General features: G+C 64.6%; 17 protein-coding genes. 7 read left to right on the forward strand and 10 right to left on the reverse strand.

What is annotated here, in order from left to right; all coding sequences use genetic code 11:
* Window positions 1-2: 2 nt before the first annotated feature.
* Genes ACM62G_RS24585 through ACM62G_RS24595 form a run of 3 tightly spaced genes read right to left on the reverse strand, consistent with a single transcriptional unit; the run spans window position 3 to window position 1,871 of the window.
* A complete protein-coding gene (locus ACM62G_RS24585) occupies window positions 3-755 on the reverse strand; it encodes a putative DNA-binding domain-containing protein (RefSeq protein ID WP_419735816.1) in 753 nt (250 codons plus the stop codon).
* The gene (locus ACM62G_RS24590) at window positions 752-1,576 is read right to left on the reverse strand and encodes a DUF692 domain-containing protein (RefSeq protein ID WP_419735817.1); all 825 of its coding nucleotides are present in this window, start codon (window positions 1,574-1,576) and stop codon (window positions 752-754) included. The genes ACM62G_RS24585 and ACM62G_RS24590 overlap by 4 nt, the downstream gene beginning before the upstream one ends.
* 1 nt (window position 1,577) lies before the next feature.
* On the reverse strand, window positions 1,578-1,871 hold the full coding sequence (locus tag ACM62G_RS24595; protein WP_054056965.1) for a DUF2282 domain-containing protein: 294 nt from the start codon (window positions 1,869-1,871) through the stop codon (window positions 1,578-1,580).
* A gap of 217 nt (window positions 1,872-2,088) precedes the next feature.
* On the opposite strand from ACM62G_RS24595, the gene ACM62G_RS24600 reads away from it, so the two are divergent.
* The 3 genes from ACM62G_RS24600 to nhaA all read left to right on the forward strand — a co-directional run bounded on the left by ACM62G_RS24600 (window position 2,089) and on the right by nhaA (window position 4,830).
* Window positions 2,089-2,673, forward strand: a complete 585-nt coding sequence (locus ACM62G_RS24600) for a sigma-70 family RNA polymerase sigma factor (protein ID WP_419735818.1) — start codon at window positions 2,089-2,091, stop codon at window positions 2,671-2,673.
* On the forward strand, window positions 2,663-3,304 hold the full coding sequence (locus ACM62G_RS24605) for a DUF1109 domain-containing protein (RefSeq protein WP_054056963.1): 642 nt from the start codon (window positions 2,663-2,665) through the stop codon (window positions 3,302-3,304). The genes ACM62G_RS24600 and ACM62G_RS24605 overlap by 11 nt, the downstream gene beginning before the upstream one ends.
* Window positions 3,305-3,465: 161 nt before the next feature.
* Complete coding sequence (gene nhaA / locus ACM62G_RS24610; RefSeq protein WP_419735819.1) at window positions 3,466-4,830, forward strand: Na+/H+ antiporter NhaA; 1,365 nt, start codon at window positions 3,466-3,468, stop codon at window positions 4,828-4,830.
* A gap of 37 nt (window positions 4,831-4,867) precedes the next feature.
* On the opposite strand, the gene ACM62G_RS24615 is transcribed toward nhaA, so the two are convergent.
* From ACM62G_RS24615 to ACM62G_RS24635, 5 genes are all read right to left on the reverse strand, one after another.
* On the reverse strand, window positions 4,868-6,196 hold the full coding sequence (locus ACM62G_RS24615) for an amidohydrolase (protein WP_273820991.1): 1,329 nt from the start codon (window positions 6,194-6,196) through the stop codon (window positions 4,868-4,870).
* A 9-nt stretch (window positions 6,197-6,205) separates the two neighbouring features.
* The gene (locus tag ACM62G_RS24620) at window positions 6,206-7,390 is read right to left on the reverse strand and encodes an acyl-CoA dehydrogenase family protein (RefSeq protein WP_419735820.1); all 1,185 of its coding nucleotides are present in this window, start codon (window positions 7,388-7,390) and stop codon (window positions 6,206-6,208) included.
* Window positions 7,391-7,409: 19 nt separating this feature from the next.
* On the reverse strand, window positions 7,410-8,756 hold the full coding sequence (locus tag ACM62G_RS24625; protein ID WP_273820993.1) for an MFS transporter: 1,347 nt from the start codon (window positions 8,754-8,756) through the stop codon (window positions 7,410-7,412).
* Window positions 8,757-8,762: 6 nt separating this feature from the next.
* Window positions 8,763-11,288 carry a TonB-dependent receptor plug domain-containing protein gene (locus ACM62G_RS24630; protein WP_419735821.1) on the reverse strand — a complete coding sequence of 842 codons (2,526 nt, stop codon included), beginning with the start codon at window positions 11,286-11,288 and terminating at the stop codon, window positions 8,763-8,765.
* 104 nt (window positions 11,289-11,392) lie between these two features.
* Window positions 11,393-12,094 (reverse strand): enoyl-CoA hydratase/isomerase family protein, encoded by a 702-nt coding sequence (locus ACM62G_RS24635; protein ID WP_419735822.1) that lies wholly within the window; start codon window positions 12,092-12,094, stop codon window positions 11,393-11,395.
* A 147-nt stretch (window positions 12,095-12,241) separates the two neighbouring features.
* On the opposite strand from ACM62G_RS24635, the gene ACM62G_RS24640 reads away from it, so the two are divergent.
* Both ACM62G_RS24640 and ACM62G_RS24645 read left to right on the forward strand, forming a co-directional pair.
* A complete protein-coding gene (locus ACM62G_RS24640) occupies window positions 12,242-13,264 on the forward strand; it encodes an alcohol dehydrogenase catalytic domain-containing protein (protein ID WP_273820996.1) in 1,023 nt (340 codons plus the stop codon).
* 2 nt (window positions 13,265-13,266) lie between these two features.
* Window positions 13,267-14,754 (forward strand): class I adenylate-forming enzyme family protein, encoded by a 1,488-nt coding sequence (locus ACM62G_RS24645; RefSeq protein ID WP_273820997.1) that lies wholly within the window; start codon window positions 13,267-13,269, stop codon window positions 14,752-14,754.
* Here the strand turns inward: ACM62G_RS24645 and ACM62G_RS24650 are convergent.
* The gene (locus ACM62G_RS24650; protein WP_273820998.1) at window positions 14,751-15,533 is read right to left on the reverse strand and encodes an IclR family transcriptional regulator; all 783 of its coding nucleotides are present in this window, start codon (window positions 15,531-15,533) and stop codon (window positions 14,751-14,753) included. The genes ACM62G_RS24645 and ACM62G_RS24650 overlap by 4 nt on opposite strands.
* Before the next feature lie 107 nt (window positions 15,534-15,640).
* Complete coding sequence (locus ACM62G_RS24655; RefSeq protein WP_419737559.1) at window positions 15,641-15,940, reverse strand: hypothetical protein; 300 nt, start codon at window positions 15,938-15,940, stop codon at window positions 15,641-15,643.
* Between the two features lie 221 nt (window positions 15,941-16,161).
* On the opposite strand from ACM62G_RS24655, the gene ACM62G_RS24660 reads away from it, so the two are divergent.
* Window positions 16,162-16,371, forward strand: a complete 210-nt coding sequence (locus ACM62G_RS24660; RefSeq protein ID WP_026145362.1) for a hypothetical protein — start codon at window positions 16,162-16,164, stop codon at window positions 16,369-16,371.
* 30 nt (window positions 16,372-16,401) lie between these two features.
* Complete coding sequence (locus tag ACM62G_RS24665) at window positions 16,402-16,563, forward strand: hypothetical protein (RefSeq protein ID WP_162491358.1); 162 nt, start codon at window positions 16,402-16,404, stop codon at window positions 16,561-16,563.
* The last annotated feature ends 103 nt before the right edge of the window (window positions 16,564-16,666 follow it).

Raw genomic sequence — 16,666 nt, forward strand, 5'->3', positions numbered from 1 at the left:
CTTCATTCGAGTGGGAGAGGGGCGAAGACCTGTGCGGCCATCAACGTGCCGAACAGCGTTGTGAAATCAAGATCCGGTTCACGCCGCTGGGCGTGGGTGCTGGCGGCGTCCAGCGACAGCCCGTCGGCGCAGGCGTCGAGAAAGGCCACCGCGCCAGCACTCAGGGGCGCATGGGTGACCCCGTCCAGTTCGCCAACCAGCAAGGTGCCTTCCCCGTGCCAATGGGCTGGCTGCCGGGCGATGCCCTCGAAACGGCTGCAGTACCACAAGGCATGGGCCGGGTGTTGCGCGCACCACTGCCAGCGCACACTGGTGCGTGGGCGCAGTGCCTGTCTGCCGAGCGCTTCCGGCGCGACGCTGGCCAGTGCCGCAGGCGCCAGGGCCGGTTCTACCGTCGAGCAGAAGGCTTCCAGCCAGAGTCGGTCCAACTGCGCCACATCCGGCAGGTAGGGCAAGTGCTGGGCGCCGGGATGTTCCGCCAGGAATGCCGGAAACTCATGGCCATACAGCGCCAGCCGTGCATCAATGGGGGGGTGTGCCTGGGCGTAGGTGTCCGCAGCGGCCCGCATCCATGCTTCGCCCACCAGGGTGAGCACGCTCGGGAAGTTGTCGCACAGGGCGTCGATGCACGCGGCTCGCACGGTGTTGCGGTACACGGCGAAACCCGGCTGTGCGGTGAGCGACTCCAGCGCCGGTGCCGGGTGTTGGTAGAGGGCCGCGACGAAGTCGTCCTGAAAACGGGCCAGGGTACTCATGGCGTGTTCTCCAGCAGCGTTTGCGCTTGCGTGCGCTCGCTCATCAACGTGTCGAAGTCCGGCAGCGCGTCATCGCGTTCGATCAGGGTGGGCAAGGGCCCCGTGCGTGCCAACAGGTTCCGGTAGAGCGCCCAGACCGGTTCGCTGATCTCGGTGTCGTGGCTGTCGATCAGCAGTGCGCTGGCGTGGTCGGCGCGATGCCCGGCCAGGTGCACTTCCATCACCTGGTCGAGAGGAAAGTCCCTGAGGTAGTCGTCGGCATGTTGGCCGAGGTTGTGGGTGCTGACGTAAACGTTGTTCAGGTCCAGCAGCAGGCCGCAACCGCTGAGGTGGGCCAGTTCCCCGAGGAACGCCGGCTCGTCCAGCTCATGGCCTTCCAGGTGCAGATAATGGCTGGGGTTTTCCACGGCGATGCGCCGGCCCAGTGCATCCTGGGTGCGGGCGACGTTGTCGGCGATACGTGCCAGGGCCGTGCGGCTGCGTGGGCACGGCAGCAGGTCAGGGTAGTAGTGGCCGCGCCAGGTGGCCCAGGCCAGGTGTTCGGAGACCAGCACCGACGTCACGGCATCAGCCAGGTGGCGCAGGCGGGCCAGGTGTTGTGGGTCGGGTGGGGCGTCGGCAGCCAGTGACAGCGATACCCCGTGCAGGGCCAGTGGATGGCGCTGGCCGAGGCGTTCGAGCCAGGCACGGCGGGGGCCGCCGAGCAGGTAGTTCTCCGCGTGCACCTCGAACCACAACCCGGGGGCTGTGGCCTCGAGTGCCTCGGTGAAGTGCTGGGGCTTGAGCCCCAGCCCTGCGCCCAGTGAGGCGGTGCTGTTCATCTCAGGCGTTTTTCGGGGTCAGCGAGCCGGCGCCGTTGGGCGTCATGATCCCGGTGCAGGTGCCGGCCGGCACTTCCTTGAAGGCGTTACCCTGATAGTCCTTTTTCGCGGTGCCTGCGCAGGTGGTACCGGCACCGGCCTTGCAGTCGTTCTCGCCGGCCTTGGCCACGCCGTAGCATTTTTCCATGGCCGGGTTCTTGCTCATGGCGGCGCCTTGGCTGGTGGTATCGGCCATGGCGGTACCGGCGAGGGCGGCCAGGGCGAGGGCGGCGGCGCTGAGGGCAATAGCTTTCATGAGGTGGACTCCAATGATGTTCAGGATTGAATGGGCCACTGTTCGCAGTGGTCACTAGCTAATTCGTTGCACCCTGAGGTTTGGTTACAGCGGTACCGATTTTTTTTCAGAGGGCCTGTTTGGGTCGATCTTGTGAGTCCGCCGGGAGCTTGGGTAGGATCTGCCGCTTGCAACGGCCCGTGCATTTTTCAGCCACGGGTTGTAACCAGGGCAGCGTATGCAACGAACTAACCATCAGGAACGCCTTGCCGAGCGTGAACAACAGCTCAAGAGCCTGCTGCTTGCCGGATTGGCCGGTGATGCCGCTAGTTATCGGGCGTTCCTCACGGCATTGGCCGGTCACTTGCGCGCGTTTCTGGGTCGGCGTCTGATCGGCCGGCCGGCGGAGGTGGAGGATGTGGTGCAGGAGGTGCTGCTGGCGGTGCACAATGCACGACACAGCTACCTGCCCGGGCAGCCGGTCACCGCCTGGGTGCAAGCCATCGGGCGTTACAAGCTGGCTGATTACCTGCGCACGGCACGACGCGTCCAGGATCGGCAGCTGCCGTTGGACGATCAGGCCGAATGGTTCGCCGAGACTGACGACCGGGCCACCGAAGCGAGCCGGGACCTGGGGCGCCTGCTGAGCCAGCTGCCCGACCGGCAGCGCCTGCCCATCGAGTACGTCAAGCTCGAAGGGCTGTCGGTGGACGAAACCGCGCACAAGGTGGGGCAGTCCATCTCCGCGGTGAAGGTGAACATTCACCGTGGCCTGAAAAGCCTGGCGAAAATGATTCGAGGTGAGCGTAACGATGAACACTGACGAACTGATCGGGCTGCTGGCCACCGGCAACCCCCGGGTGCCGCCCCATGTGTTGGCGCGCCGCCTGGTACTGGCGCTGGCCGCCGGCGGGCTGGGTGCCGTGCTGCTGATGGCCAGCCTGTATGGCGTGCGCCCGGACCTGGCCGAGGTCGCACGTACGCCGCTGTTCTGGGCCAAGCTGGCCTTGCCGGGTGTACTGCTGGGCGTGGCACTGGTGTTGGTGCACCGTCTCGCTCGCCCTGGCGTGAAGACCGGGCCGGCCGCAGGAGCATTGCTCATACCGGTGGCACTGGTGTGGCTGGGGGGCGCTCTGGAGTGGTTCGGCGCATCGGCGGGTGATCGCACAGGCCTGTTGTTCGGCACCACCTGGAAAACCTGCGCGCTGAACATCGCGCTGCTTTCGCTACCGGCGCTGGTCGCCAATGTGTGGGTGCTGCGCACGATGAATCCGACCCGCTTGCGCGCCGCAGGGGCTGCCGGTGGTTTGCTGGCGGGCGCCACCGCCACGCTGGCCTACTGTCTGCATTGTCCGGAAATGAACGTGACCTTCTGGTGCGTATGGTATCTGGCCGGGATGCTGCTGCCCACAGTGCTGGGGGCTTGGTTGGGACCGCGACTATTGAGGTGGTAGCGGGCCCGAACCCGATCGGTTCGCAGCGAGGGCCTGGCATAGCGGTTCGACCGGGTTGCAGCGACACCGGCATTCACCCTACGATATACAGGGGTGTGGCTTTCCATCGAAAGGCGCAGGTTAAAGACTTACGCCGGTCGGGCCGCTGGTGAGGATGGCTCATGCCCGCACCCAACACACCCGCGTCCCACTCTATCCCTCGCGTTCAGCAACTCACCCAGCAGGCGCTCGCCGCCATCGAACGCTTCAGTCATATCGAAGCGGTCAGCGGTATCGTGCTGCTCATTGCCGCCATCGTCGCCCTGCTCTGGGCCAACCTGCCGACATCTGTCGGCTACGAGGCCTTCTGGCATGCCCGCCTGAGTATTTCATTGGGCAGTTTTTCCGCCGGAGCGACATTGCACTACCTGGTCAATGACGGCCTCATGACGATCTTCTTCCTGGTGGTCGGGATGGAGATCCGCTCTGAAATGAAGGACGGTTCCCTGTCCAACATGCGTATGGCGACACTGCCGGTCATGGCGGCTTTGGGCGGGGTGGCAGTGCCGGCCCTGGTCTACGTGTTCTTCAACGCCGGCCATGCGTCCATCAGCGGTTGGGCCGTGCCGACGGCGACGGATATCGCTTTTGCCGTCGGGGTGCTCGCCCTTCTCGGGAAAACGATTCCTTCCGGGGTGCGGGTGTTCCTGCTCGCCCTGGCGATCATCGACGACATCGTGGCGGTGCTGATCATCGCCCTGTTCTATACCAGCTCACTCAATCCGCTGGGCGCCGTGGTGGCGCTGGCGGGGATCCTGGCGGTGCTGCTGTTCCAGCGAATGGGGATCGCCAATGCCTGGCTGTACCTGATTCCGGGCGCCATTCTCTGGGCCGGCTTTGCCATCCTGGGCGTGCATCCGACCCTGGCCGGGGTGGTGCTGGGGCTGATGACCCCGGTCTATTCCCGACCCGCCACGGAGCGTCCGCTGGCGACCCTCAGCCAGGCCATTCGCGAGCTGGTCGTCCACGTCAGTGAGCGTCCGGACCACGATGCCGTGCATCAACCGCTCGCTCGGATTCGCCAGGCCCATCGTGAACTGCTGGCACCGGTCAAGCGCGTGCAGGTTGCCCTGCATCCCTGGGTGGCCTACGGCATCATGCCGCTGTTCGCGCTGGCCAATGCCGGGGTCGAGATGGGCCATCTGTCGCTGGATTCCGGGTCTACCCAGGCGGTCATGATCGGCGTTTTCCTGGCCCTGGTCCTGGGCAAGCCGCTCGGAGTGGTGCTGTCCTGCCTGGTGCTGGTCAAGACGCGGCTTTGCCAACTGCCGGAAGGCGTGGAGTGGCGGGGCGTGGTGCTGATCGGCCTGCTGGCCGGTATCGGTTTCACCATGTCCATCTTCATTGCCGGCCTGGCCTACACCGACCAGAGCCTGCTGGGGATTGCCAAGCTGGGTGTGCTGTCGGCTTCCGGCTGCGCTGCGTTGCTCGGGTTGCTCTGGGGGCTGGGGGCGTTCGTTTTCCGTCCTTCCAGTGCGAGCCGATAGGTGTGGATCGCCCGGGCATGGACACCGGCTTGAAAGATCAGGGCGAAGGCAGTCCCATGTAGATCAGCGTCATCCTGCTCAGCGCCCGTATGCCCACCGCCAGGCTCGGGTCATCCACCTGGAAGCCCGGTGAGTGTGTGGGCCATGTCGGCTTGTCTTCCAGTTCCGCCGGGGTCACGCCCATGCGCATGAAAATACCGGGAATCTGGCGGGCGTACTCGGCGAAGTCGTCGGCGCCGTAGGTGCCATGGTCGATCTGCACCGGGCTGGTCGAGACCTGTTGCAACACCGGTAGCAGCCGGTCGACCAGTGCGGTGTCGTTGTAGCCCGAGCGATAACCGCCTGGCAGGTACTCGAGCTGGGCGGTGGCACCTGACGCCTCGGCGATGTTCTCGGCAGTGCGGGTCATGCGTTGCAACACGTCTTCGCGCTGCTGGTCGCTGACGGTGCGGATCGAGCCTTCCAGGCGCACTTCGGCGGGAAGGATGTTGTGCCGGTCGCCGGCCTCGATGCGCCCGACGGAAATCACCGGCGCCGGCAGTTGGCTGAGGTTCGACTGGCGGCTGGGGATGGTCTGCCAGGCGAGGATGACCTGGGCCGCGACCGGCACCGGGTCGATGCCGGTCCAGGGGAACGCGGCGTGGGTCTGGCGACCGATGATGCGCGCGACGAAGGTGTCGGCCGCTGCGGTGGTGCGTTGGCGACTGAGGGTGAAGGCGCCTGCCTTGCCGGCGGTGACGTGCAGGCCGAAGATTACCTCGGGCGCCGGGTTCTGCAGCACGCCTTGCCTGATCATCAGTCGGGCGCCACCTTCCTCGCCTGGCGGTGGGCCTTCCTCGGCCGGCTGGAAGATCAGCTTGAGGGTGCCCGGCAGTTGCTCGCGATGGGCCGCCAGCACCTGGGCGACCCCCAGGGCCATCGCCATGTGGGCGTCATGGCCACAGGCGTGCATGACCCCGACTTCCTGGTCTCGGTTACGCAGGTCGTTGCCGGGGTTTTTGGCCCGTGCCGTCGAGGCGTAGGGCAGACCGGTCTGTTCGGTGAGTGGCAGGGCGTCGAGTTCGGCACGGATCGCCACTACCGGGCCTGGCAGGCCGCCACGTAGGATGCCGATCACACCGGTGTGAGCGATACCGCTTTGTACCTCCAGGCCCAGTTCACGAAGGCGCTGGGCGATACGCTGGCTGGTGTTGAACTCGCGGTTACCCAGTTCCGGGTGCTGGTGGATGGCGTGACGTAACTCGATCACGCCGGGCAGGGCCTTGTCGATCAGCGCATCCAGGTCACGCCACGGCTCGGCGGCCGCCAGCGGGCCCGAAAGCAACAGTAGGCAGGCGCCAAGCGCCTTGAAACGGGGCATGGTCATTCTCGGCCCTCAGTAGGTGAAGGCTATGGGTGGTGCCTTGCTGTTGAGCAGGTAGTCGCCGATAGCCTTGTACTTGTAGGCCAGCGCGTCATGGGTAGTGTGGGTACGCGCATTGCGCCAGTGGCGGTCGAAGTTGTACCGCGACTGCGTGGTGGCGGCACCGCCGACATCATAGAGACGTTCGCATACATGCAGGGCGGCGCGGGTCGAGGCGATCTTGGCCTCGGCCACCGCGATTGACGAACGCGCGAGGATCGCTTCCAACTCGTCCCCCTCGGCCAGGCCCTGCAGCTGGCTGCGGGCAGCCAGGTCGACGGCACCCGCGGCTTTCTCCACCAGGGCCTCGGCACCGTGAATGCAGGCGGCCAGGTCGCCGATGGTGTGCAGGATGTAGGGGTCGTGGCGGGCCTGGTCGACACCGCTTTCGCGAACCGGCCTGGAACCGGTGCGTGCCCACGACACGGCATCGTCCAGGGCGGCGAGGCCGATGCCGACATCGATGGCACAGTGAATCAGCTGGGCGGTGGCGCCGACGTAGTTGCGGCGCTGATACCACTGGGCCAACGGGATCACCTGGTGCGGGAGTACCGACACATTTTCCAGCAGCGTACTGCCGCTGGCGGTCACCCGTTGGCCCATCCCGTCCCAGTCATCGAGCCGTGTGATGCCGGGCGTGTCGGCCGGCAGCATCACGTACACCGCCTGGCCAGCTTCGTCCACGGCCTGGATTTTCAGCAGGTCGGCGAACAGGCAGCCGGTGCTGTAGAACTTGCTGCCGTTGAGCACCAGTTGCCCGTCACGGCGTTCCAGGCGGGTGTGGATATCGCCGCGAAAGGCACCGCTGCGTTCGGCAATCGCGCCGGATGACAACTGACGTTCGCTGAAGGCGGTGAGGTAGCGCTGCTGTTGTTCGGGGCTGGCGATCAGGCGCAGGTGTTCGACCGTGGCGAAATGCGGGAACAGGGCCTGGGCCACGCTGGGGTCGGCCTTGGCCAGAATGGTGAAGATCTGTGCCACCTGCAGCAGACTGATGTCACCGCCGCCCAGGTGCGTTGGAACCCGGGCGGCGCCCAGGCCCGATTCGCGGATCAGGTCGAGTTGCGCGTGAGGCAGGATTCGTCTGGCGTCGCGCTCGCTGGCGCCGGGTTGGATCTGGTCGGCCAGGTGCTGGGCCAGGGCGAGGTAGTCGGTCATGGAGTTGTCCATTGAAAGGTCAGGAAGCATTGCGCAGGGCGTTCCGGGGCACGCCGAGCAGAAGAGTCAGGGTGCCGCCGGCCACCAGGGCCGCGACGATGTAGAGCGCCAGGCTGATGCTGCCGGTGGTGGTCTTGATGGCGCCGATCATGATCGGCGTCAGCAGGCTGCTGATCTGCCCGCAGCAGTTGACCAGCGCCAGACCGGCGGCCTTGGCGTGGTCGGACAGGTAATAGGTCGGGATGGTCCAGAAAATCGCCGTGGCCACCAGGTAGCCGCTGGTCATCAGGGTCAGCACGGCAATTGCCGAGTAGGGGCTGAACAGGAAATATGGCAGCACCAGCATCGCCAGCGCCGCTGCCAGGCCAGCCAGGGCGAAGTGCCAGCGCCGCTCCTGGTGCAGGTCGGAATGGCGGCAGGCCCAGAGCATCAGGCCGACCCCGACCACGTAGGGTAGCGCCGACAGCAGGCCCAGTTGCCCCAGGTTACTGACCCCGGCGTCACGGATGATCGACGGCGCCCAGATGTTGGTGACGTTGCCGGTGCACATGATAGTCAGGCAATAGGCCAGAGTGATGAACCAGACCTTGCGGTCCTTCAGCGCCTCGACGAAACGTTGATGGCCACCGGGTTTGCGCTGCTGCTGTTCATGGGCCAGCGCCTGCTCGATGGTGCGCTTCTCATCGGCGCTCAACCAACGGGCCGAGGCTGGCTTGTCATCCAGCCAGTACCAGGCGAACAGGCCGGCGAGCACCGGTGGAATGCCGGTGACCACGAACAGCCATTGCCAGCCGGTGAAATCACCGAGCCCGGCGAAATGCGTCATGATCGTGGTCGACAGCGGCCCGCCGACGATACCGCAGACGGCTATCGCCATGATGAAACGTGATGTGATCCGTGCTCGATGGCTGGCCGGAAACCAGTAGGTCAGGTACAGGATCACGCCGGGGAAGAACCCGGCCTCGGCGGCCCCCAGCAGCACCCGCAATACATAGAACTGCGCCGGGGTCTGGGCGAACGCCGTGGCGATGGTCACCAACCCCCAGAGCACCATGATCCGGGTCATGGTCTTCTTTGCACCGATCTTTTCCAGCAGCAGGTTGCTGGGAATTTCGAACAGCAGATAACCGATGGAGAACACCCCGACGATGATGCCGAACGTGGCGTCGCTGATGTTCAGGTCGGTCTTGAACTGCAGGTGGGCGAAGCCGATGTTGACCCGGTCCAGCCAGTTGAGCACGAAACACAGGAACAGGAACGGCATGATGCGCCACGCCAGTTTTCGATACAGGCGCTGATCCAGGATCGGCGTCGTGTTGCGAGTGTCGGAGCCGAGTTCGGCGGGCAGGCGGCTGTGCGTGTTCATCGGGCGTTACCAGCTCACGTCGACTTTGGCGAAGTAGTAGGCGCCTTCCAGACCATAGGGCGAGTACCAGCTGTAGGTCGGGTTGTCGGTGGGGAAGTAGTAGTAGCGCTTGGCTTCGTCGTTGAGCTGCTGTGGACGGCGCCCGAAGATGTTTTCGCCACCCACGGTCAGCTTCACCGTGTCGCTGAGGTAGTAGCCCAGGCTCAGGTCGGTGATGTAGGCCGGTCGGATGACTTCGTCACGGCTGGCGGAAATCTGGTTGCGCCCCACGACCTGGGAGTAGCGGGTTTCCTTGAGAGTCAGGTCGAAATCGCCCAGTTGCCAGGCAGCGGTCAGCGAGGTGGTGTTCTTTGGATAGGCCGAGGTCAGGTTGCCCTGGCGGTCACGGCCGACGGCGCTGATCCCGGTGCCGGCGAGGGCGGCCGGTTCCTTGATTTTCTCGATGGTCTGCAGGCTCTGATTGCTGAGCAGGGTCCACTTGGTCTTGCCGTAGCGGCCCAGGTCATAGCGGTAGTCGGCCACCAGGTCGATGCCGCGGGTGCGGGTATCGGCCAGGTTGCCGAAGTACGAAACGATCTGGTTCGGATCCAGGCCGCGGCTGGCAAGGATGTTGGACACGGCAGTACCCTGCAGGTTGCTGGTCTGCAGGATGCGGTCCTTGATATCGATCTGGTACAGGTCGACGGTGATGTCCAGGTTGTCGGTCGGTGTGGCGACGAAACCGAGGCTGTAGTTCATCGACCGTTCCGGCTTGAGCGCCTTGGCGCCCAGGGCCTGGCCGGCGGCGTCGTCGACGGTGACGTAGCGGGTGGTGGCCTGTTCCAGCAGACCGGTGATCGGGCTGGTGCGCCAGGCAGTGAGCGATGAAGAGTAGTACTGCTGTTGCAGGGATGGTGCGCGGAAACCGTTGCTGACGGTACCGCGCACGGCGAAGGCCGGGGTGAAGGCATAGCGGGTGGAGAGCTTGCCGCTGCCGGTGTCACCGAAGTCGCTGTAGTGCTCGAAGCGGCCGGCCAGGCTCATGTCCCACTTTTCGGTCAGGCTCTGGCTGAAGTCGATGTAGCCGGCGGTGTTGGTGCGTGAGTAGTTGTGCGCATCGGCCGGGGTGAAACCGACCAGTCCCGGCGCGCCGGGGTTGGGGCGCTGGCCGGCCAATGGGCTGCCGGCAGGGAACACGTAGCCGCCATCGGCATAGGAGGCGTACTCGCCGGCCTGGATCTCGAAGCCGTCGCGGCGGAACTCCAGGCCCGTGGAAACGTTCAGCGGCTTGGCGAACAGGCCGGTGTCGAACGAGCGGGTCAGGTCCAGGTTGTTGGTCCACTGGCTGGCGATCAGGTTGCCGCCATCCATGTCCCGCGGGCTGTTCGGGCCCAGCGATGGGTTGAGCGAGCGCTCGTTGCGAGTATTGGCGTTGTTGTAGCCGTAGCTGGTGCTCAGGTCCCAATGCCAGCCGAGCAGACTGTCGTTGCGCACGCCGAACACGCTCTGGAAATCATCCTCCTCGACCACGAACCGCGGCGAGAAACCGTCCGGGTAGACCGAGACGATGTTCTGCGGCGAGTTGGCCGTGCGGTAGGTGCCCCAACTGGTGGAGTTGCGGTGGCTGACGGTCGAGAACGAGTACAGCGTGTAGGCGTCGTTCAGCGGCAGTTCGGCGTTGTAGCCGAAGTTGTAGGTTTGCGAGCGGGGTTGGCCCAACTGCTGGCGATAGCGGCTTTGGCTGGTTTCCCGCGGGTCGGGTTGGCCATTCTGGCGGAAATAGATACTGGTGCGGTCCGGCACGGCACCTGCGACGTTCGAGCTTTCCTGGATGCCGATGTCGGCGCTGAGGCTGAAGAAACCGTCGTTGGGCAGTTCGAAGCCCTGGTTGATCTGACCCTGGCCGCGGGCACCGAAATTGCCCTTGCCGCCGACCCGGTCCGAGTACTGGCCATACAGGGCACTGGCGCTGCCACCTGTGTGGTTATTCTTGAGGATGATGTTGATTACCCCGGCAATGGCGTCCGAGCCATATTGCGCAGCCGCACCGTCACGCAGCACTTCCACATGGTCCACGGCGCTGACCGGGATCAGGTCGAGGTCGGCCGGCGACTGGCCGCTTGACGTTGCAGCCGTCTGCACGAAGATCAGCGAGGTGTTGTGCCGGCGCTTGCCGTTGACCAGCACCAGCACATGGTTGCCACCCAGGCCACGCAGGGTCGCGGACTTGACCGACAGGCCAGTACCACCGGTGAATCCGGCGGCATTGGTGTAGGACGGCACGCTGGCGGCGAGGGCGTCGCGCAGATTCTGCTTGCCCGAGCGGGCCAGGTCCTCGGCGCTGATCACATCGATCGGTGCCAGGCTCTTGGCCACGGTACGCCCGCTGTCCCGGGCACCGGTAACCACCACGGTCTGCAGCGCGGTTTCAGTGGTCGCGGAGGGCCGTGCGGGGTTCTCTTCGGCCAGGGCCGCCTGTTGGGCGCAGAGCCCGAGAATCCCGGCGGTCAGCAGGCTGAGCCGGGGTTGGAAGCGGAGGTGAGGGCGAGACATGGTGAGGCTCCAATGATTAGGTGCCGCTATCCATTCCTGGTGGTGGGAGTTCCTGACAGTACTGGCGAGGCTGCGGTGTTGGCTTTTCTGGTTATGGGGTTGGATCAGCGTTCGAGCATCACGTCCTGGCGGGCCTGGTCGACCAGTGCCATCTGCCGTTGCAGGCGGGCCTTGCGTTCGGCCAGCAGCAGGGTCTTGGTCCAGCCGATCGCCTTGCTGGAGTGGGCCGCCAGGCGCCCCGCCAGTTCCAGGGCGCTGGCATAGGCGTCGTCCACCACCTGGTTGACCAGGCCGATGGCCAGGGCTTCCCGCGCGTCGAAATGACGGGCGCTGAGCATGATGTCCAGGGCGACTGCCTCGCCGACCAGGGTCGGCAGGGTGATTGCGCTGAAGCCGGAGAGCATGCCGTGCTGCACTTCCGGAAAGTGGAAGTGGGTGTCATGGCGGGCGATGCGGAAATCGCAGTGAATCGCCAGGCTGATGCCCAGGCCCAGGGTGTGGCCGTGCAACGCGGCGATTAGCGGTTTGCTCAGGCTGTGGCCGACACCGGGCAGCGCGCGGGCCAGTGCCTGGCTGCTGACGGTCTCGCCGGTGGCCTGAATCTCCTTGAGGTCGGAGCCGGCGCAAAAGGCTCGCTCGCCGGCGCCGCGCAGGATGATCGCGCGTACGGCGGGATCCTGTTCGGCCTGCAACCAGATGTCGGCCAGTTCCTGCTTGGCTTGGCTGTCCAGGGCGTTCAGGCGTGCCTGGCGATCGAGCGTGACCACCAGAATCCCTTCGCCTGCGTATTGGTACTCGACTGTCATGGGGTGGGTTTCATCGTTTGTGAAAGAAAGACGCTTTGCCTCTTGAGGTCGGCGTCAAAGTCGGGAAAACTTAATGTATGTGCACAATGCAAACAACATGTTTGTTATATGAACATCTTCTTATTGGATCACAAACGGTTATAAAAAATGAAAGCGATAGTTCTAAAAGCCTTTGGCGGGCCGGAGCAGTTGCAGGTCGAGGAGGTGCCGACGCCGCAACCCGGAGCCGGTGACGTGCTGGTCAAGGTGCATGCCGCAGGCGTTTGCCATCACGACCTGCTGCACCGCGCCGGGCAGTTGCCAGGGGCTCATGCCGGCGGGGTGCTGGGGCATGAAGTAGCAGGCGAAGTGATCGAGGTCGGCTCCGGTGTGTTGCAACTGGCCGTGGGCGCACGGGTGGTGGTCTACCAGCGACGTTTTTGCGGCCAGTGCCGCGACTGCCTGCGCGGCCGCCAAGACCTGTGCCGGGCCCTGGGCCTGCCCTCGGTGGACACCGAAGGCGCCTATGCGCAATACCTGCGGGTGCCGGCGATTTCCGCGATCGAACTGCCCGATGGGCTCGATTACACCCAGGCGGCCCTGGCGTCCTGCCCGATCGCCACCAGCGTGCGCGCGCTGTATGGCGAGGCGGCGCTCAAACCGGGGGAAACGGTGCTGGTCAATGGTGCCAGTGGCGGTCTGGGAGCTCACCAGATCCAGTTGGCCCGGGCGATCGGCGCCCGCGTGATCGCAGTGACGGGCAGCGCGGACAAGGCCGCTTCGCTCAAGGCCCTGGGGGCCGATGAAGTGATCGTCAGCCGTGAGGGCTACAGTGCCCAGGTGTGGAAACTCACCGCCAAGCGTGGTGTGGACGTGGCCATGGAGAACCTTGGGCACACTCTCGAAGACACCCTGCGCAGCATGACCCTGGGCGGGCGTGTGGTGGTACTGGGCAACGTCGAGCCGGGGAGCGTTCCGGTTGCGCCGGGACTCTTGATCGGCCGACGCCTGCGGGTACAGGGCTCGGGGAGTGCGACTCTTGAGGAGGTACGCATAGCCCTTGCGCTGATTCGTGGTGGGCAGGTCAAGCCGCTGATCGACCGGGTATTGCCGTTCCAGCAGGCGGCCGAGGCCCATGCACTGCTCGAGTCGCGCCAGGTCAACGGGCGCATCGTCCTGAGTGGGTGGTAAGCATGGATATCAGTACGCTGCTGGGCCAGGCAGCCTGCAAATGGCCCGACTTGTCGGCGCTGACGGAGATCAGCACCGAGCGAACCCTGACGTTTGCCGAGCTGGATCGTGCCTTGAGTGCGTTCGGCCAAGCCTTGGATCGTCTGCAGGTGATGCCGGGCTCGCGTGTGGCGTTGCTGGCCGATGCGAGTATCGACTACCTGGTCGCCGACTACGGTTGCATGGCCAATGGGCGGGTGCGCGTGCCGCTCGACCCGGCATTGTCCATGGACGAACTGTTGGCGCAGTTGCACGATGCCGGTGCTGCCTTGCTGCTGTTTTCCAGTGGTTATGCGCCGGTGGTTGAGGGCTTGCAGCATGCCGGTATCCGATGCCTGGCTCTCGATACGGTGACCGGGCCGAGGGCTGTCGACGTCGGTCCACGCCCGGCACAACCCCCTCAGGCGCTGGCCTCTTTGAACTACACCGGCGGTACGACCGGTAAGCCCAAGGCGGTGATGCATCGTCATGCGAGCCTATGTGCGGTGTTGCAGAACATTGTCATGGGTCGTGGCGCCGCGGTGGGTGATGTGTTGTTAAACGTCCGGCCACTGTGGCCGATCGCGGCGGTGGCGGTGTTGGCGCATCTGCTCAGCGGGGGCCATGCGGTGTTGGGTGGGCGTTTCGATGCCGCGACCTTCATGGCCCTGCTCACTGAGCATCGTGTCGCCTTCAGTTCCCTGGTTCCGACCCAACTGCTGCGCCTGTTGCGCGAAAACGGTTCGGCATCTGCCGACCTGCCGCACTTCAAGAGCCTCGATGTCGGCGCTGCGGCATTGAACGGGGAGGTACTGGAGGGTTCCTGCAGCCTGTTCGGTGAGCGTATCGGTGTGCTCTACGGCATGACCGAGGCGCCCTGGAGTTGCTACCTCGCGCCAACCGGGATGATGGCGGCACGACGCGCCAGCGACAATGCCGAAGGTCTGGTAGGACGCCCGCTGTTCAGCGCCGCCGTGCGTATCGACCAGCCTGATGGGCACGGTGTGGGAGAGATCCTGCTCGGTGGCCCGCAGTTGATGAGTGGCTACTGGCAGCTCGAAGAGCTCAGCGCCCGTACTCTGGACAACGGCTGGCTTCGCAGTGGTGACCTTGGACGGATCGATGCCGATGGGCAACTGCGTGTGTTGGGGCGCTGCAAGGACATCATCCGCAGCGGCGGCAAGTCGGTGCAACCGGGAGAGGTAGAACAGAGTCTCTTGAGTCACCCGGGAGTGCAGGATGTGCATGTGTTTGGTCTGGCCGACATCGAGTGGGGCGAACAGGTATGTGCGGCGGTGGTAGCCGACGGTTCACTCAACCTGTCGGCGCAACAACTGGTGGAGCATTGTCGTGCCCAGCTATCGCGCTACAAGGTACCGCGGCGCATTTACTTCATTGATGAATTGCCACGTTCGCACTATGGCAAGGTACAGAAGAACCGCCTGCTCGCTGCGTTGGGCGCCGATTTCTAGAGATTGCCCAACTGCGCCGCAATGCCTTCGCAGGCACGGCGCACATGGCTGGCCAAGGAGGAGGCAGGGTGGGTTTCCTCCTCCATGTCCAGGCCGGCTACCACCACGGCGCCGATGGCCTGACCGGTGCCAACCCGAATCGGGAAGGCCACCGAAGACAGGCCGGGCTTGAACTCGCCATGGCCGAAGGCGAAGTCCTGCTGGCTGCGGGTTTTCTCCAGGGCCGGTAGGGCCTTGGCGTAGCGTTCTGCACCGAGAATGCCTTGGGCAGTGGCCGCCTCGTAGGTGGCCAGCACTGCACGACCGCTGGGGCTGCCGTCGATGGGGAATTGATCGGCCAGGTCGACGATCACGTTGAGCGGCGTGGTTGGCGTCCACATGCGTTCGATCAGCACCACCTGGTCCCCGACGGGGACCGACAGCGAGACGATGGCCTGGCGTTCGCCAATCAACCGCTGCAGCTCGATGGCATAGGGCAGGGCGATCTTGCGCAGATTCAAACGGTTCAGATAGGCCGCGGAATAGATCAGGCACTCCGGGCCCAGACGATAGGTGCCGCCTTGGGACTCGATCAGGCTCCAGTGGGTCAGGGTCTTGAGCAGGCGGTGGATGGTGGTGCGGTCGATGCCGGTCAGTCGCGCCAGGTCCAGCGCGCTGGCGCCATGCTTGAGCCCCGACAGTGTGCGCAACAGCACGATCGAACGGTCGATGACCTGAACGCGTCCCCCGGTGCTGTCCTTGCTGCTGGTGGGGTGGGGAGGAGTCGAAGAAATATCCATTGTGGCAGCGGCTTCCGAAATCGTTTTGATCGGCAAGCGCGGATCGCGGGCTTGGCCGGTGGCCAAGGTTAGCCGTGATCCGGGGCCGGGTGAAGCGTTGATTGCTGTCAGGCTACCTGCTCGACGGAGTTCGACTCGCCACCGCCGGTGGCGCCTGACAGCCATCCCCAGACGAAACTCAGCGTGGTGCGCCCGGCGTGATCGACATCGACCGTGCCACGTGAACAGCCGGAGCGCAGCTCGCCGTCAGTGGTCAGGCAGTGGTAGAGCAACTCGATGGTGTCGGGGCCGGTGATGCGCCCGACCTGGTGGCCACTGCGGATCTTGCCGCCCTGATAGTGAAAGATCGTGCTGGCATCGGAGAGCCCATGGGTGTTGCTCGCCACGGCGAATCGGCGGTTGTGCAGGCGTTCATGCTAGTCTGGTTTGGGCTGGGCACTTTTCTCGACGATAGCAACGAATGCTTTGCAGCCTGGCGGCGCTGAGTCTTGCTTGGGCGATGTCCTGTGGCAGGCCGCTGATTTCGGGCCGCCTGAAGGACAAACGCACCTTATGTGGACAAGATGCGTTTTCAGAAACGGTCCAGGCGTGGTAAAAAAATCCATCCCTCATCATCGAAGTTCGAAAAATGCCCAAGACACAGCTGGCAGGTAGCTCGGCAGCGACAGCGGCCGATATCGAAAAGTCGATCCAGGCCCTGAACAAAATGGCCGAACGCCTTTGGGGTGATGGTCGGGAAGCAGAGGCCCAGGCGCTCCTCAATGCCCTGGACGCCTTGAATCGTGCGCTGGACCGCATCCGGATCGGCCAGAGTCGTCGCGCGGCGACGCTGCACTGAAAACAGGAGGAACCCGCGCTATGGATGCACATGAGCGAGCTACTTGATCTGATCGCCGGGATTCTGAATCTGCCGGACGGTTCGAACCATCGCAGAAAACGCGTGTTTTCTCCGGGATTCCTGATTTTCGCGGCGTGTGTAGCCTTCGTGGAACTGGTGCTGCTCAATGCCTGGTATGGGTCAGGCGCTTGAGTATCGCTGCCACCGTCCTATCTGCGAGGCAGTACAACTGTTATGTTGCAACGTGACCGGGGCATGCTCGTCAGTTTCCAGCCATCGAGCTGCCTCAGGGAGC

It is taken from the genome of Pseudomonas sp. COR18, from assembly GCF_048568395.1.
In the GTDB taxonomy this organism is placed as follows: domain Bacteria; phylum Pseudomonadota; class Gammaproteobacteria; order Pseudomonadales; family Pseudomonadaceae; genus Aquipseudomonas; species Aquipseudomonas fuscovaginae_B.

What these genes read in the sequence shown, in the direction of transcription:
- ACM62G_RS24630 (WP_419735821.1), bottom strand. Translation starts at nt 11,288, where the DNA reads ATGTCTCGCCCTCACCTCCGCTTCCAACCCCGGCTCAGCCTGCTGACC.
- ACM62G_RS24625 (WP_273820993.1), bottom strand. Translation starts at nt 8,756, where the DNA reads ATGAACACGCACAGCCGCCTGCCCGCCGAACTCGGCTCCGACACTCGC.
- ACM62G_RS24640 (WP_273820996.1), top strand. Translation starts at nt 12,242, where the DNA reads ATGAAAGCGATAGTTCTAAAAGCCTTTGGCGGGCCGGAGCAGTTGCAG.
- ACM62G_RS24600 (WP_419735818.1), top strand. Translation starts at nt 2,089, where the DNA reads ATGCAACGAACTAACCATCAGGAACGCCTTGCCGAGCGTGAACAACAG.
- ACM62G_RS24650 (WP_273820998.1), bottom strand. Translation starts at nt 15,533, where the DNA reads ATGGATATTTCTTCGACTCCTCCCCACCCCACCAGCAGCAAGGACAGC.
- ACM62G_RS24595 (WP_054056965.1), bottom strand. Translation starts at nt 1,871, where the DNA reads ATGAAAGCTATTGCCCTCAGCGCCGCCGCCCTCGCCCTGGCCGCCCTC.
- ACM62G_RS24665 (WP_162491358.1), top strand. Translation starts at nt 16,402, where the DNA reads ATGAGCGAGCTACTTGATCTGATCGCCGGGATTCTGAATCTGCCGGAC.
- ACM62G_RS24635 (WP_419735822.1), bottom strand. Translation starts at nt 12,094, where the DNA reads ATGACAGTCGAGTACCAATACGCAGGCGAAGGGATTCTGGTGGTCACG.
- nhaA (WP_419735819.1), top strand. Translation starts at nt 3,466, where the DNA reads ATGCCCGCACCCAACACACCCGCGTCCCACTCTATCCCTCGCGTTCAG.
- ACM62G_RS24660 (WP_026145362.1), top strand. Translation starts at nt 16,162, where the DNA reads ATGCCCAAGACACAGCTGGCAGGTAGCTCGGCAGCGACAGCGGCCGAT.
- ACM62G_RS24605 (WP_054056963.1), top strand. Translation starts at nt 2,663, where the DNA reads ATGAACACTGACGAACTGATCGGGCTGCTGGCCACCGGCAACCCCCGG.
- ACM62G_RS24590 (WP_419735817.1), bottom strand. Translation starts at nt 1,576, where the DNA reads ATGAACAGCACCGCCTCACTGGGCGCAGGGCTGGGGCTCAAGCCCCAG.
- ACM62G_RS24615 (WP_273820991.1), bottom strand. Translation starts at nt 6,196, where the DNA reads ATGACCATGCCCCGTTTCAAGGCGCTTGGCGCCTGCCTACTGTTGCTT.
- ACM62G_RS24585 (WP_419735816.1), bottom strand. Translation starts at nt 755, where the DNA reads ATGAGTACCCTGGCCCGTTTTCAGGACGACTTCGTCGCGGCCCTCTAC.
- ACM62G_RS24620 (WP_419735820.1), bottom strand. Translation starts at nt 7,390, where the DNA reads ATGACCGACTACCTCGCCCTGGCCCAGCACCTGGCCGACCAGATCCAA.
- ACM62G_RS24645 (WP_273820997.1), top strand. Translation starts at nt 13,267, where the DNA reads ATGGATATCAGTACGCTGCTGGGCCAGGCAGCCTGCAAATGGCCCGAC.